Annotated in this window: 13 protein-coding genes; 8 read left to right on the top strand and 5 right to left on the bottom strand. The window is 56.2% G+C overall.

The window, feature by feature from the left end:
- Positions 1–10: 10 nt before the first annotated feature.
- Genes MSNKSG1_RS08660 through MSNKSG1_RS19120 form a run of 3 tightly spaced genes read right to left on the bottom strand, consistent with a single transcriptional unit; the run spans position 11 to position 3,911 of the window.
- On the bottom strand, positions 11–2,011 hold the full coding sequence (locus MSNKSG1_RS08660; RefSeq protein WP_008938871.1) for a tetratricopeptide repeat protein: 2,001 nt from the start codon (positions 2,009–2,011) through the stop codon (positions 11–13).
- Positions 2,012–2,041: 30 nt separating this feature from the next.
- Positions 2,042–3,568, bottom strand: a complete 1,527-nt coding sequence (locus MSNKSG1_RS08655; RefSeq protein ID WP_008938870.1) for a flagellin N-terminal helical domain-containing protein — start codon at positions 3,566–3,568, stop codon at positions 2,042–2,044.
- A gap of 46 nt (positions 3,569–3,614) precedes the next feature.
- Positions 3,615–3,911 (bottom strand): hypothetical protein, encoded by a 297-nt coding sequence (locus tag MSNKSG1_RS19120; protein ID WP_152638746.1) that lies wholly within the window; start codon positions 3,909–3,911, stop codon positions 3,615–3,617.
- A 32-nt stretch (positions 3,912–3,943) separates the two neighbouring features.
- Between MSNKSG1_RS19120 and MSNKSG1_RS08650 the strand changes: the two genes are divergently transcribed.
- From MSNKSG1_RS08650 to MSNKSG1_RS08630, 5 genes are all read left to right on the top strand, one after another.
- Positions 3,944–5,428, top strand: a complete 1,485-nt coding sequence (locus tag MSNKSG1_RS08650; protein ID WP_008938869.1) for a flagellin N-terminal helical domain-containing protein — start codon at positions 3,944–3,946, stop codon at positions 5,426–5,428.
- Between the two features lie 71 nt (positions 5,429–5,499).
- Entirely contained in the window at positions 5,500–5,937 is a 438-nt protein-coding gene (locus tag MSNKSG1_RS08645; RefSeq protein ID WP_008938868.1) for a flagellar protein FlaG, read from the top strand.
- 258 nt (positions 5,938–6,195) lie between these two features.
- Positions 6,196–8,169 carry a flagellar filament capping protein FliD gene (gene fliD / locus MSNKSG1_RS08640; protein WP_008938867.1) on the top strand — a complete coding sequence of 658 codons (1,974 nt, stop codon included), beginning with the start codon at positions 6,196–6,198 and terminating at the stop codon, positions 8,167–8,169.
- A 41-nt stretch (positions 8,170–8,210) separates the two neighbouring features.
- Positions 8,211–8,612 (top strand): flagellar export chaperone FliS, encoded by a 402-nt coding sequence (fliS, locus tag MSNKSG1_RS08635; protein ID WP_008938866.1) that lies wholly within the window; start codon positions 8,211–8,213, stop codon positions 8,610–8,612.
- Positions 8,613–8,750: 138 nt separating this feature from the next.
- Entirely contained in the window at positions 8,751–9,962 is a 1,212-nt protein-coding gene (locus tag MSNKSG1_RS08630) for an argininosuccinate synthase (RefSeq protein ID WP_008938865.1), read from the top strand.
- A 200-nt stretch (positions 9,963–10,162) separates the two neighbouring features.
- On the opposite strand, the gene MSNKSG1_RS08625 is transcribed toward MSNKSG1_RS08630, so the two are convergent.
- Together MSNKSG1_RS08625 and MSNKSG1_RS08620 are read right to left on the bottom strand one after the other, a co-directional pair.
- Complete coding sequence (locus MSNKSG1_RS08625) at positions 10,163–11,188, bottom strand: AraC family transcriptional regulator (protein ID WP_040886728.1); 1,026 nt, start codon at positions 11,186–11,188, stop codon at positions 10,163–10,165.
- Positions 11,189–11,464: 276 nt separating this feature from the next.
- Positions 11,465–12,436: a response regulator gene (locus MSNKSG1_RS08620; RefSeq protein ID WP_008938863.1), complete on the bottom strand. Its 972-nt coding sequence runs from the start codon at positions 12,434–12,436 to the stop codon at positions 11,465–11,467.
- A gap of 127 nt (positions 12,437–12,563) precedes the next feature.
- On the opposite strand from MSNKSG1_RS08620, the gene MSNKSG1_RS08615 reads away from it, so the two are divergent.
- From MSNKSG1_RS08615 to MSNKSG1_RS08605, 3 genes are read left to right on the top strand one after another with little or no spacing between them, the layout of a single operon-like run.
- The gene (locus MSNKSG1_RS08615; RefSeq protein WP_008938862.1) at positions 12,564–13,046 is read left to right on the top strand and encodes a YajQ family cyclic di-GMP-binding protein; all 483 of its coding nucleotides are present in this window, start codon (positions 12,564–12,566) and stop codon (positions 13,044–13,046) included.
- Positions 13,043–14,449, top strand: coding sequence for an AmpG family muropeptide MFS transporter (locus MSNKSG1_RS08610; RefSeq protein WP_406564595.1), 1,407 nt, complete (start codon positions 13,043–13,045; stop codon positions 14,447–14,449). The genes MSNKSG1_RS08615 and MSNKSG1_RS08610 overlap by 4 nt, the downstream gene beginning before the upstream one ends.
- Complete coding sequence (locus tag MSNKSG1_RS08605) at positions 14,446–14,757, top strand: MGMT family protein (RefSeq protein ID WP_008938860.1); 312 nt, start codon at positions 14,446–14,448, stop codon at positions 14,755–14,757. Before MSNKSG1_RS08610 ends, MSNKSG1_RS08605 begins: the two co-directional genes overlap by 4 nt.
- Positions 14,758–14,802: the final 45 nt, after the last annotated feature.

The raw sequence follows: 14,802 nt of genomic DNA, 5'->3' as shown, positions 1-14,802 counted from the left end.
GCCTGCCGCCTTAGCGGCGGCGCTGGAAGTACACGCTCAGGTTCTGTCCCATCAGGCTCTGGACTTCACTGCCGAGGGCCTCGGCCTGAATCTGCCGCTGCACTGGCAATGTGGCCAGGGTGTGGCCATCGGTATCCCGGGCCTTGACCAGTTTCCAGTCTACCTCGTTGCTGAGCAGTGCCAGCATTTCCTGTAGCTGGCGGGTATCCTGTGGCCGGAACCAGCGATCCCGGCAGCCGTCGAGACTGTAGAAGTCGAAGTCTGCAAGCAGTTCGGGCATGCCCTCGTCGTTGGCATGGTTCAGAACCACCCGGCGCAGTTGCCGCAACGCGGGGCGGGTTGGAGTCAGTTGATGTTGTTCGATCAGCTGCCGAATCTGCTTGTCTGCGCTGGTCTGATCGCTCACTCCGGTGTGCAGGTGAACGATCGCGCCGGAGGCGGCGGCGTCGTTGATCAGGGCCGCCAGAGATAATTCGGTCATGCTCTCCGAGGGAAGGCGGCCTACCTCCACCCAATGCACCTGGTGACCGTCGGCCACAAAGCGCTGGGCGATCGACCATGGCCAGAAGACGATGTTATCGAGACCGAGTCGTTCGGCAAGCCGGGTGGCCCGGGCGATATTGGCCAGGGACTCGTCGACGGCCACAATTTCGACATCGCTCAGGTAACGGGCCAGTTCCATTGCCCGTTGTCCGGACTGTGCGCCGCAGACGAGGATGCGTACGGTATCTGGTAAATGGCTGGTGTCCAGTCTCAGATCCTGGGTAATGATATCCCTGAGGCTGGTTTCGGTCTGATGGGCCAGTTGTGGCCAGGACGGCCAGGCTTGGGGAACATCGCTCTTTGCCAGGCACAGTTCGTCCGCTTTTTCGGCAAAGTTCTGTTTGATGGCTTCGTCGTCCGCCAGGTCGTAGTAGGCAGAAGCCAGCATGGGCTGAAGCGCCAGGGGCCAATCCCGAATGCCCCACTGGCCAAGGTTTGCCGCAAAACTCTGGTGGAATAGGGCACCGTACATGGCGCTGATCATCAGCGAGCCGATCATCGCATCCTGTTCCTCACGCACGGCGAACTGGGCTGAAATGCTCTCATTGATCGTGCTGACCAGACGTTCTTCGTCATCTTGAGACGTGAGGGCGTAGCCCGTGCGGTTGTTGTAGATGGCAATCCCGATGCACAGCGACTGCAGCTCGTCGCGAAGGGCAACCGTCTGGGCCACTTCTGAAATGATAGAGCGGCGCAGCATGGTAACCAGTTCTTCTACTGCGGGATCCGGCATCACCAGTTTCTGCAGCGCCAGAAGCAACAATTCGTCGCTGGCAGCAGCATCCAGTAATACCTCCGCGTTGGCGTTATCCAGGTCGTACTGCTGATGAATAATCGCGGCAACGAACCGGGCAATGTCCTGGTGGGGTAGACCGTCGCGCCGGAGCAGATTAATGGCATCCTGCGCCAATGAAGGATCGGAGCGATCGACGTTAAGATGCGCAGCGCAATGAAGCATCCCGGCATAGACTGAATCCCAGGCCATGCCCATCTCCAGGAGTTTCCTGTAATGCAGATAGGCGACATCGAACTGGCCTTGAAGGCGTTTGGCATGTGCCACGCCGGAGAACGCCGTTGCTGATCCACGGTCCAGCTCGAGTGCCTGGAGGAAATACTGCTCTGCCAGCGCCGGGCGTTCGGTTTTCAGGGCCCAGTAGCCCAGGTTGCTGTACTGTTGTGCCTGCTCGGGCTCAGCCTCGAGGCTGGCAAGAAAGAGGTCCCTGGCCTGATCCGGTCGGCCGTCGTCCAGCTCAATACGGCCCAGCAGTCCAAGGCCGCCTGCATGCGCCGGCTCCAGAGACAGAGCCGCTTTGAGCAGTCCCCGGCATTCCTGGCGTGCCTTGAGCCGTTGCACGTAGCTCAGCTCCGCGCTATTGGACTCTCCGTAGGCGAGGTTCGCCTCAAGAAGCAGTCGCGCGACTTCTGCCTGTGCTTCCCGAGTACTCTGGAGTTCGTATTGTGCTTGCATCGTACACCTCAACCGGAATTAATGACGCGATTAGCCTTGCAGCAGCTGAAGAACCTGCTGGGGACGGGCGTTCGCCTGGGCCAGAACAGAGAGGCCTGCCTGTTGGAGGACCTGGGTTCGAGCCAGGTTGGCCGATTCTGCAGCAAAGTCCGCATCCTGGATGCGAGAGCGCGCGGCGGTCAGGTTTTCCGAGGTGGTGCTCAGGTTGGCAATAGTGGATTCCAGCCGGTTCTGGGCTGCACCGAGGTCGGCACGGATGCCGCTGATTCTTTCGAGAGCCGCATCGACAACCGCCAGTGCATTGTTAGCCCCATCCACGGTGCTGATATCAATGCTGGCAACGTTTTCTGGTGTGCTCCCGTCCGCGGTATTGGCACCTACGTCCAGGATGCTTCCAGTGTCAGCGCCGCTCGGGACGGCTTGAGTGGCGGTTGACTCCAGTGCAAAACTGACAGAAGAGTCGAAGGTCAGTTCACCGGAGACGCGGGCACTGTCGTTGGCCGCGGCGCCACTAGTGAGTGGCTCACCTGCTGCGTCCGCGCTTCCCTGGATATCAATGGTGTCGCCGGCAGTGGCGGTGAAGTCTTCAACAACAATATCTTTCCCATCGGGGTGGGTGAGTGTGATTGTGCCGTCGTTGTTGACTTGCGCCGTGATACCGGTTTTGCCGGAAGCAGAATTGATTTCTTTGGCGAGTGGTGTGAGGTCAGAGGCATCACTCACTTGCGCTGCAATGGTTGCGGACGTCTCACCGTTCGAAACGGTCATTGTCAGAGTTTGCGGCACACTGCCAGTAAAGTTGCTCAGTGTCGCCTCTGTTCGGGCAGTTGCCTGGACGCCAGTTGTTGCGGCAACCTTGTTCACGGATTCAGCGATTGCTTCAGCTGTATCGCCTGCTGCAACAGGCACTGTCTTGGTGTCCAGGGAGCTGGAGACAGTGAGGGTTTGCTCGCCAATAGTATTCTGAGCCGGTGCAGTGGCTGCAGCTTGGCTTGATGATCCTGTCCCGGAGTATTGAGTCGAGTTGCCGGCAGTTAGTGTGTTGTTCGCAAGATCGTTGATTCGAGCGCTATCTACCGATACGGCAATCGTTTGATTCTCGTTGGCACCAGCTTGGAATTTTTGAGCCTGGAAGGTGCCATCCAAAAGATTGAGGCCGTTGAATTCGGTTGTCGTCGCGATCCGCTCAAGTTCCTCTTTAAGCTGGTTTACCTCAGACTGAAGTGCTTGCCGGTCTGATGCCGAGTTGGTCGCGTTGGCTGACTGCACGGACAATTCGCGAATACGTTGCAGAATATTGCCGGACTCGCCGAGTGCACCTTCTGCCACCTGAGCCAGAGAGATTCCGTCGTTGGCGTTCCGCATCGCTTGATTCAGCCCCTTGATCTGGGAAGTAAAGCGCTCGGAAATGGCCAGGCCGGCTGCGTCATCCTTAGCGGAGTTGATGCGAAGACCGGAAGAGAGGCGCTGGAGAGTCGTATCCGCATCTCTCTGGGACGTGTTCAGGTTCCGCTGTGCATTCAGTGAAGCAATGTTCGTATTGATAATCTGTGGCATGGTTTTTCTCCCTGCTCAGCTGAGCGGTACTCGGGCGGAAAAAGCATCAGGCACAAGCACCGGCAAAAAGTTGTTCGTTTGCCAGTGCTAACGCGAAGCCTGTGCCACAAAAATAAAAAAACAATGAAAACAGTGTGGTAAGTGGTTTTTTAGCCGGTGTCGTTCTGGTTGGCACGATCCCGCGTGCCGGTATTCCGGCAGGAATAGGGCAGCAAATTGCCGCTTTTACAATCGTTAACAAATTATTGGTAATTTTTTCTAAAGGTTGTTTGGGGAGCGCCGTTAAGCGGTGTAACAGGGCGGCGCTCCTAACCCAAAAAAACGGGCGCCAGACCTTTTCCATGAAATGACGACATCAGTCGAAGGAGAAGCATAATGGCTCTCGGTATTAACACCAACGTCGCGTCTCTGTCTGCGCAGAACCAGCTCCAGAAATCCCAGAATCTTTCGAATCAGGCGCTGGAGCGGCTCTCTTCCGGCCTGCGCATCAACTCTGCGAAAGACGATGCAGCCGGTTTGGCGATTTCCAGTCGGTTTGACTCGCAGATTCGCGGCCTGAATCAGGCAACTCGAAACGCTAACGACGGCATTTCTTTGGCTCAAACTGCAGAGGGCGCGCTTGGCTCAGCCGGCGACATTCTTCAGCGGGTGCGTGAGCTGTCGGTCCAGTCTGCTAATGCTTCAAACTCATCGTCAGACCGCCAGGCTCTGCAAGATGAAGTCAACCAGCTGGTATCTGAGCTGGACAGGATTGCGACCACAACCAACTTTAACGGTCAAAAGATCTTGGATGGCTCTTTCGGGACAGCCCAGTTCCAGGTAGGGGCGAATGCGAACGAGACTATCACAACCTCCACAGCGAATTTCCGTACGACCAACTACGGTAACAGTCAGGTGATTGCCGATGGGGTAGCCGCTGCGCAGGCCGCTGCCGGATCAAACGGCGTGACTGGTGGAACTCTGACCGTCAATGGAGCGCTTGGCTCGGCAGACATCACTGTTGCAGGTAATGAAAAAGCGAGCGATCTGGCCTCTAAGGTTAATAACGAGACTGCGAACACTGGAGTGTCGGCGACAGCGCGAAGCGAAGCGAAGGTTGCTTTTGGAGCGACTGCAGGTAGCTACACTCTCGAATTAACATCAGACAATGATACTGCTGCCAGTGTATCCTTTACTCTAGAGGGGAATACGGGCGCTTCCAACCTCTCTGCAGCGGTTGCAGCAATTAATGATCAGTCTGCGAAAACCGGCGTAACTGCACAGGTTTCGGACGACGAGAGCTATATCATCTTGTCCAACGAGAGTGGAAATGACATTCAGATTTCTGATACCACTACCGCTAACGCAGACGATGTCACGGTTACAAAGTTGTCTCGGGACGCGAACGGTGACGTTTCGCCTGTGACCGGCGATATTACTTTGACTGCTGACACAACTGCAGAAGATTCGGTCGTTAGCGGGTATCTCCAATTTGACTCTGACAAGTCCTTCTCTGTAGTGAGCGACGGAACAGAGGATGCGGTTGGAAGTGATAGCTCCAGCTTGAACTCTGTAGCAGATCTCGATATCACTTCGTTTGAATCCGCCACCCAGGCACTCAAGACTGTAGATGCTGCTCTGAGCGCGGTTAACTCCCAACGTGCAAAATTTGGTGCACTTCAGAGTCGATTTGAGACCACAATTTCAAATCTTGATTCGACTTCCACCAACCTCAGTGCTGCTCAGAGCCGAATCCTGGATGCAGATTTCGCTTCGGAGACAGCGAAGCTGGCCAAATCTCAGGTTCTTCAGCAGGCTGGTATTTCCGTCCTGGCTCAGGCAAACGCCCGTCCGCAGCAGGTTCTGTCCCTCCTGCAGTAATGGGGCATCGCGGTAACAGCCGGAACCTTCGGGTTCCGGCTTAACGCCGTTTGAGGATAGCGAGGTGAGCTATGAATGACGTTAACCTGAGCAGCCCGGATCTGAAGCTGGTTCGTACCAGTGAGCAAGCACCGGCAAGGGCTATGTCGTCATCTCAGGCCGAAGGCAGGAATGCCTCTGACCTGGCCGCTTCGTCTGCACAAAAAGCACCGTCGATGGCGGGTGTTTCTGGCGATAAGCCGGTTTCCGAGGCGCAGAAGCTTCAGAAGCAGGCGGATGCTGAAAAGGAACAGTTGGACCAGGCGGTGTCGCAACTGAACGATTATGTTCAGAATGTGCAGCGGGATCTGCAGTTTGAGGTGGACAATGAGCGCGGGCAGACCATCGTAAGGGTGGTGGACCAGCAGACTCAGGAAGTCATCCGGCAGATTCCCGACGAAGTGGCATTGAGGTTGGCAGAAAACTTGCAGCAGGAAGAACCGCTGACGTTGTTCAATATTAAGGTGTAGGTGGATAGGCGCCGACATCTAGAGTTGAACGACGGTTGTTCAGCACCGCCGCATCCGAGAGGGTCCGGCGGTGTTCTGCGTTTTGAACATGGGTTAGATGTGAAGGTGGGGTCAGAAGAAGGCGTTCTTCTGACCCCGTGTTCGGCGAGAGATAGTTACAGGTTGTTACAAATTGGCGGGAGAAAGGGGCAAAGTTTTGCCGCCTTTTGCCGATAAACTGAACAGGTATGAATTTGCTCCCTTTGAGGAGGCAGGATTATGGCAGGCATTTCATCGTTGGGTATTGGCTCCGGGGTTCTTACATCAGACCTTGTTGACCAATTGGTTGCTGCTGAGCGCAAACCAGCACAAAATCGCCTTGATGCCAGAAGTCAGAAAAATGAAGCTCTGATTTCTGCCTACGGTACTTTACGTAGTGCCATGACTGAACTCAGGCTTCCTTTACGCCAACTAAGTGCTCCCGATAACCTAAAGGCCTTCTCGGCGAGTTCTTCCAATGACTCGGTTCAGGTTTCCGTCGATAGCACCAAAGCAAGTCGCGGCAGCTATACCGTGAATGTGCTGGACCTCGCCCAGGCTCAGTCTCTGGCTTCATCTACATTTTCGGATAAAAATGCGACAGCGATTGGGACGGGTTCGATTACTATCCAGTCCGGTGATGAATCCAAGACGCTCACCATTGATGGTTCCAACAACACGCTGCAAGGTCTTGCAGACGAAATCAACGACGCTGGCATTGGGGTGACTGCCGGGGTGGTGGACACCGGTAGCGGTTATCGTCTGGTTATGTCAGCGGAAAACACAGGCACGGCCAATGCTATTACGGTAACAGTGCAGGACGATGACGGCACCAACACAAATGCCAGTGGTCTTTCGCAATTCGCGTTTGATGGTACCACTCAGAATCTCGAAGAAACGGTTGCTGCCAAAGATGCGGCGGTAGAGGTTAATGGCATTTCGATTACCCGCTCTACCAACACGATCGATAATGTTATTGCTGGGCTGAGTTTCGATGTGACGGAAGCGGGCGTGACATCGCTGGTCAAAGTTGATCAGGACTTTGGCGCAGTTGCTGATCGAGTTGGTTCTTTCGTTGACAAGTTCAACGCTCTTCAATCGACGATAAAGGGTTTGGCCGGCTATAACTCGGAATCGGGACAGGGTGGAATCCTCTCCGGCGACTCTGCCGTGCGGTCTATTCAGTCACAGTTGCGAGGAGTTCTGACTCGCGTGGTTCCGGGGCTTGAGAATTCAAGTATTCGGACTTTAGCGGATGTAGGTATTTCAACAGATTATCGAACTGGCGGGCTCTCATTTGATCGTGCCAAGTTTGAGGAAGCGCTTAAGAGTAATCCGGATGATGTAACGGCTCTCTTTGCTGAACAGGGTCGATCCACGGGTACCGACATTGAATTTTTGAGGGGGGGCAACGATACCCGCGCTGGCGAGTTCGCAGTCAATATCACGCAAGCGGCCACCCAAGGTGGTGTTATGGGTGATACTGCTTTAGCGGATGGCATTACTATTGACTCATCCAATGACGAGCTAGAGTTGGCGGTTGATGGCAGCACCAGAGTAACGATTTCCCTGACTCAGCAGACCTACCCTACGGCCCAGGACCTCGCTGACGAAATTCAAAGCCAGCTCAACGCGTCTACTGCTCTGAATGCGGCTGATCAATCTGTGAAAGTTAGCCTGGACTCAAACGGAATTCTGAATTTTGCATCGGGTTCCTATGGCAATCGCTCAAATGTAAGCGTGATGTCTGTTGAAGACGGTGCAACGCTCGGGTTGTCAGTAAAAACAGGCACCGTTGGCAAAGATGTGGCCGGTACAATCAATGGGCAGGCCGCCGAAGGTGAGGGGCAGACATTAACCGTTACAGGTGCTGGTGATGCCAAAGGCATCAGTATTAAAGTTGGTGGAACAGCTACAGGTGATCGCGGTGATATCAATTTTATTGAAGGGATAGGCGATCAGGCGGTCAACCTGGTAACCAGCATCGTCGGGCCGGATGGCGCAATTCAGGCTAAGACCGACCGGATCAGTCGCGACTCTGAGCGAATTCAGGATGAGCAGTCGAGGCTGGACGATCGCATAAAAGCCTACCGAGATCGGTTAGTGTCGCAATTTACAGCCGCGGATTCACTGATTTCCCAATTGAACAGCACCCAGGATTACGTCAGCCAGCAGCTCGCATCCCTGGCTCCACAGAACAACCAGAAGAACTGATCCGGTGAACGGACAGTTCGAGTGTCGAAAAGAGGTTTGATATGAACGGTTTGCAGGCATACCAGCGCGTAAACACCCAAACCAGCATCACCGATGCGGATCCCCACAAGTTGATCCAACTCCTGTACAACGGGGCGATCGAGCGGATCAACATGGCCAAGGCTCGCATGCAGGCGAAGGATTACGCGGGTAAGGCCCAGCTTCTGAACAAGGCCATCGAGATTATCGGGGGCCTGCGCTCTTTCCTCGATTTCGAGAAGGGCGGAGACCTGGCGGCGCGTCTTGAAGGTTTGTACGACTACATGGAACGCACGCTTCTGGAAGGCAGCGCCAAGAACGATGTCGCCAAGCTGGATGAAGTTCTGGAACTGCTTCGGTCCATCAAAGAGGGCTGGGACGGCATCCGCGAAGAAGTGGTCTCGCAGCAACAAGCTGTCGGCTGAGTTCAGGCATAAAAATGGGGTCAGATGAAAGCGTTCATCTGACCCCATACTCCCTCCCAATAGCCATTCCTGACGCTCTCCCGTACAATAGCGCCCTTATTTTCAACACATCCATTCTGTTCAGTCTGGAGCAAGGGCATGTCTGATATCAAAAAGGTGGTGCTGGCCTATTCCGGTGGCCTGGATACTTCCGTAATCGTTCGGTGGTTGCAGGATACCTATAACTGCGAGGTGGTGACCTTCACCGCTGACATCGGCCAGGGCGAGGAAGTCGAGCCGGCGCGCGCAAAGGCCGAGGCGCTGGGCGTCAAGGAAATCTACATCGAGGATCTGCGTGAGGAGTTCGTTCGCGATTACGTCTTCCCGATGTTCCGTGCAAACACCATCTACGAAGGTGAGTACCTGCTGGGTACCTCCATTGCCCGCCCGCTGATTGCCAAGCGACTGGTGGAGATTGCCAACGAAACCGGCGCGGATGCCATTTCTCACGGCGCCACCGGTAAGGGTAATGATCAGGTTCGTTTCGAGCTGGGTGCTTATGCGCTCAAGCCTGGTGTGAAGGTGATTGCGCCGTGGCGTGAATGGGATCTGAACTCCCGGGAAAAGCTGCTGGCCTACTGCGACGAGCGTGACATCCCGGTCGAGAAAAAGAAGGGCAAGTCTCCGTACTCCATGGACGCCAACCTGCTGCACATTTCCTATGAGGGCATTAACCTCGAGGATCCCTGGGCGGAAGCCGAGGAAGATATGTGGCGTTGGAGTGTCTCTCCCGAAGCGGCCCCGGATAAACCGACCTACGTTGAGCTGACTTATAAAAAGGGCGATATCGTGGCCATCGATGGCCAGGAAATGAAGCCGCACGTGGTTCTGGAAACCCTGAACAAGCTGGCGGGCGAGAACGGTATTGGTCGTCTGGACATCGTCGAGAACCGTTATGTGGGCATGAAGTCCCGTGGTTGCTACGAAACCCCGGGCGGAACCATCATGCTGCGTGCGCATCGTGCCATAGAGTCCATCACCCTGGACCGTGAGGTCGCGCACCTGAAAGACAGCATCATGCCGCGCTATGCCGAGGTGATCTACAACGGCTACTGGTGGTCACCGGAGCGGGAAGCCCTGCAGGCGCTGATCGATCAGACCCAGGAATACGTGAATGGTACGGTTCGTCTGAAGCTCTACAAGGGCAACGTAGACGTGGCGGGTCGTAAGTCTGACGATTCCCTGTTCGACGAGAAAATCGCAACCTTTGAGGAAGATCAGGGTGCCTATGACCAGAAGGATGCGGAAGGCTTCATCAAGCTGAACGCTCTGCGTCTGCGGATTGCCGCTGGTAAGGGTCGCAAGCTTTAACGAAAAGCATGGCCTGATGATCTGAGTAGACGCCAGGCAGGTACCGTTTTTCAGGACACGCTACGAGCACATCCATGTGCGCTTGACGTTGGCCATCCTTGGCCAACGACAGTCCTGAAAAACGGTACCTGCCTGGCTTTCTGATCTCTCTCGTTACGCTCCACGTTTCTGGTAGCCTCCACCGGCCTTTGTCGTTCTGGCTAGTCGTTATTTTCTGACTGCCGAAACTCCCCCGGCGTTATCCCCGTCACTGCCTTGAACTTCCGGTGAAACGACGTCGTTTCGCTGTATCCCAGTCTCAACGCAATATCCGGAATGGCCAGTTCGCTGTTTCGCAGATAATCCTCTGCCATGGTCTGCCGTACTTCGTCGAGAAGCTGCTGGTACGACACGCCCTCCTGGCTCAGTTTTCGTTGCAGGGTGCGACGTGTCATGCCCAGATCTTCTGCCACCATGTCCTGTCGGGTAATGCCCTGCATCAGTTGCTGTTGAATGCTGTGTCGTACTTTCGAAGGGAGGTCGTTGCCGGTTTCCAGGGAGGCCAGTTGACTGAGCGCATGGGCTTCCAGAGTTTTACGAAGCAGGGGGTCCGGCTGTCGGAGGCGGGTTTCAAGGAGATCCTTTTTGAGGGTGACGCTGTCCTGATCGGAGGAAAACTGTACCGGGCAGTGCCATCGTTCCTCATAGGCCCGTTCAAGATCCGGGCCCGGGGAAGGGCGCCGCAGTTTTACCAGGCTCGGTGACGCCTCCTCATTGTCGGCCAGCCACCGTGCGTAATTCACCCAGGATGCAATGACGTTGTCTACCAATTGGGGGCGCACAACGGGATCGGTGTAGTTGCAGTTCCAGGTCAGTGTCAGCTCGTCACCGTGGACGGCAAGACGGGTGCTGCCCATATCGCCCACCAGCCGTTCAAACGGCGCGATCCTCGCGACCGCTTCGCCGAGGGTAGAACAACTCATGGTGATGTATCCCAGAACGCTGTAGGAGCCCGGCTGTACGAAGTCACCGGTTTTCAGGCCGAGAATGGGGTCTTCCGTTTCCAGGCACAGCTGGTGAATGAAGGCCTGGAACTGCTCGCCTTCTATGCGGCCGTCATCCGTGTTCAGGATGTCCGGATTCAATCCGGCGCCGGTAAATAAAGCTTCTGTATCAATGCCGGCGGCTTGCGCTGCACGAACATATTGGCGCAAAGCAGCGACAGAAGTGGTTCCAAGGGGGTTCATGGTTACAGCGCTGTTGTTGGAGTCGTTATCTGCTGAGTATAACGAAACTCCTGCCCCAGAAAACAAAAAGGCCAGCTAAAAAGCTGGCCTAAAAAATTCGGAAAGAACGAAAGTGCCTGAAAAATTCGTTGATCCTGTGGAAGTCCCAGTTGGCGGCGGAGGTACTACACGGCTCCTCCGCCCTGGGGGATACTGCTTGAATCCACAATCTCAGAATAGGCGTTTCGCTCTGCCGTGTCTGTGTGTGATGTGTGTCTCAGTGTTACTGAATGTTTTTTAGACACTCTCGGTGATATTGGGCGAGGTTTCTGTGAACCGCCGTGTCTCATAGGCGTCCACCAGCCCCTGCACGGCAGCACGTTCCATGTCCGGAACGGAGGGCGTACCGTTCTGGGCATCGGCCTTGCAAAGCACCATGCCGGCCTCAACCGAGACATACCCCGCCGTGGTTTTCAGCGCCTTGTGATTGATGCCGTCAAACACCCGTCGGAAGGCTGCGGTGGTGCACAGATCGCTGTTGGGGAAATAGGCAACCATGGCGAACTGGTTGTCGCCCACCCGACACAGGGTATCGATCGGGCGAATCAGGGCACTCAGGCGGCGGGCAATACCGATGGCCAGTTCGCTCATGATGGAGGGGGGATGTTTGCGCTTGAGTTCCTGCCAGTTACGGATCCCGCAAAGAACATAGGCCGAAGCGCCGCCCCGGGCCTCCGAATGACGCAGGATTTTCTGCAGTCGTTCCCGGGCGTATTTGTTGTTACAGAGGCCGGTTTCCAGGTCGATGATGTTGGTCGATTCCAGCTCCCGATTGTTCTCGATCAGCAGCGCGTTGGCCCGGAGCAGGGTGTTCTGACGGTCGGCCATCCGGTCGGCCGCGAAAATCCGGGGGATAAGCTGTTTGGTCATGTCCGACTTGTAGATGAAGTCGTCCACGCCCCGATCGAACGCTTCCGACAGCGCCTCGACACTTTCCCTGGCGGTCAGCAGGATCACGTAGGTGTAGTGATTGTTCTGCTCATCTTGCTGCCGTACCCGGTCGGTCAGCTGGAGGCCGTCCATTTCCGGCATCAGCCAGTCGGCAATCAGTACGCTGACGGCGCGCTGTTCAATCAGTTCAAGCGCCATGGGCGCGTTATGGGCAATGCGTACGTCGCGATAACCGGCATTTTTCAGGGTGCGGCTAACCACCATACTACTGAATTTGGCGTCATCTACTACGAGAATGGGGAGGTCAAGGTTTGGCATTATTCTCTACTTCTTACCAGTCCATTGTCAGATGCGGTGAATGCCCGCACTTGGTATGATCGGCGGCACTTCCCAACACAATATGTCACGCAAGTATACCCTTGCGCATGCCCGGAGAATAACGACCATGCCATCTTTTGACATTGTTTCTGAAATCGATATGCACGAAGTCACAAACGCGGTGGACCAGGCCCGGCGTGACCTGGGTAATCGATGGGATTTCAAGAACGTGGAAGCCGACATCGAGCTGGAAGACAAACGCATCACCCTGGGTGCCGAGCAGGAGTTCCAGCTGGAACAGCTCAAGGATCTGCTTCGCATGGCCTTTGCCAAGCGGAACATCGATTCGCGGGCGCTGGCCGAAGAAGGTGATAGCAAGGCGGGAAAACTGGTCAAGCAGCATTTTGCCCTGAAGCAGGGCATCGAAACCGACATGGCGAAGAAGATCGTCAAGATGATCAAGGATCAGAAAATGAAGGTGCAGGCCAGCATCCAGGGCGACAAGGTGCGGGTGACCGGCAAGAAACGGGATGACCTCCAGGACGCGATTGCCATGCTGAAAGAGGCAGAGCTGGACATTCCGCTGCAGTTCAACAATTTCCGCGACTGACCGGGAGCAGACCTATCCAAGCCCCTAGCCGCCTTACCCTGATCCGGGAAACGCTGTACACCTACACTCGCTGGCAGGTCATCGCGCTGCTGTTTCTCGGATTCTCCGCAGGGCTTCCGTTTCTGCTGGTGTTCTCCACCCTGAACGCCCGTCTGGCGGACGTGGGTGTGGACACCGCGACCATCGGCTTTTTCAGCTGGCTAGGGATTACCTATTCCATCAAGGTGTTCTGGGCCCCGGTGGTCGACCGCCTGAAACTGCCGTTTCTCGACCGGCTCCTGGGTAAGCGGAGAAGCTGGATCCTGCTGGCACAGGCGGGTATCGCGACGGGACTTTACCTGATGGCGAACATCGACGCCGTCGCCCATCCGGAGCTGATTGCCCTGAGTGGCCTGCTGGTGGCGTTTTCCTCCGCGACACAGGACATCGGTATCGATGCCTACCGGATCGAGATCGCCGAAGAGCGACTCCAGGCCGCCCTGGCGGCAACCTATATTTTTGGCTATCGCCTCGCGTTGCTGGTGGCGGGAGCCGGCGCGCTGTATCTGGCGGAATTCTGGTCCTGGCAGGTGTCCTACCAGACCATGGCCGCGCTGGTTGGCGTCGGAGCCCTGACTGTTCTGATTGTCAAAGAGCCGGCCGTCAATCACTTTGCGGCCGCGGCCGACATCGCCCATCGCGTGCAAGAAGAAACCACCAAACGCAATCACCTGACACCTCGTATTGCGAGACTGGCAGGCTGGTTTTATGCCGCCGTGGCCGGTCCATTTGTGGACTTCTTCCAGCGCTATCGGGAGCTGGCCATCGCCATCCTGGCGCTCGTCGCGTTGTACCGGGTGGCGGATATCGCCATGGGTGTGATGGCCAACCCCTTCTATCTGGATTTCATGGGATTCTCCAAGACCCAGGTCGCTGACGTGACCAAGCTCTTCGGCTTCTTCATGACCATCGCCGGCTCCCTGGCCGGTGGCGTGCTTGTGGTCCGTTACGGTGTAAGACGCGTCCTGCTCGCCGGCGCGATACTCACGGCTGCCACCAACCTGCTGTTCGTCTGGCTGGCCCAGTACCCGCCGAACATCTACACCCTCGCGGTGGTCGTCAGCGCCGACAACCTCAGCGGCGGCATCGCCAACGTCGCCCTGATCGCGTGGCTCTCGGGCATGACCAGCGCCTCTTTCACCGCAACCCAGTACGCCCTGTTCAGCTCACTGATGACCTTGCCTGGCAAATTCCTGGGTGGATTCTCCGGCATCGTGGTCGCCGACTTCGGCTACGCCCAGTTCTTCACCGTCTCCGCTGTCATGGGCGTCCCCGCGATCCTGCTCGTCCTGTTCCTTATGCGCCACGGACGACGGCTGGACGAACTCGCGCCCGCCAAATCCGCTGAGCCCGCCCAGCCATGAACGAACCGACCAGAGAACAGAAAATCTGGCAGGTCGTTACCGCCATTCCACGAGGAAAGGTGGCCAGCTACGGCCAGGTCGCCGACATGGCCGGCCTGGGCCGGCAGGCACGGTTTGTCGGCCGAGCGTTAGGTAAGTTGCCAGCCGGACACTCCGTCCCCTGGTACCGGGTTATCCGCACCAACGGCCAGATTGCTTTTCCGGAAGGTTCACCGGCCTACATCCGCCAAACGTCATTGTTGAAAGAAGAAGGTGTAGAGGTGATCGACGGCAGGGTCCGAATGTCCCAATACCGCTGGACTCCCTAAAGAAAAATAACTCAGGTGTCCAGGAGCCGGAGGTGGGGGAGTCTT

It is taken from the genome of Marinobacter santoriniensis NKSG1 (genome assembly GCF_000347775.1).
GTDB lineage: Bacteria > Pseudomonadota > Gammaproteobacteria > Pseudomonadales > Oleiphilaceae > Marinobacter > Marinobacter santoriniensis.
Note: the sequence above shows the minus strand (reverse complement) of the source record. Positions and strands in the feature narration are given on the sequence as shown.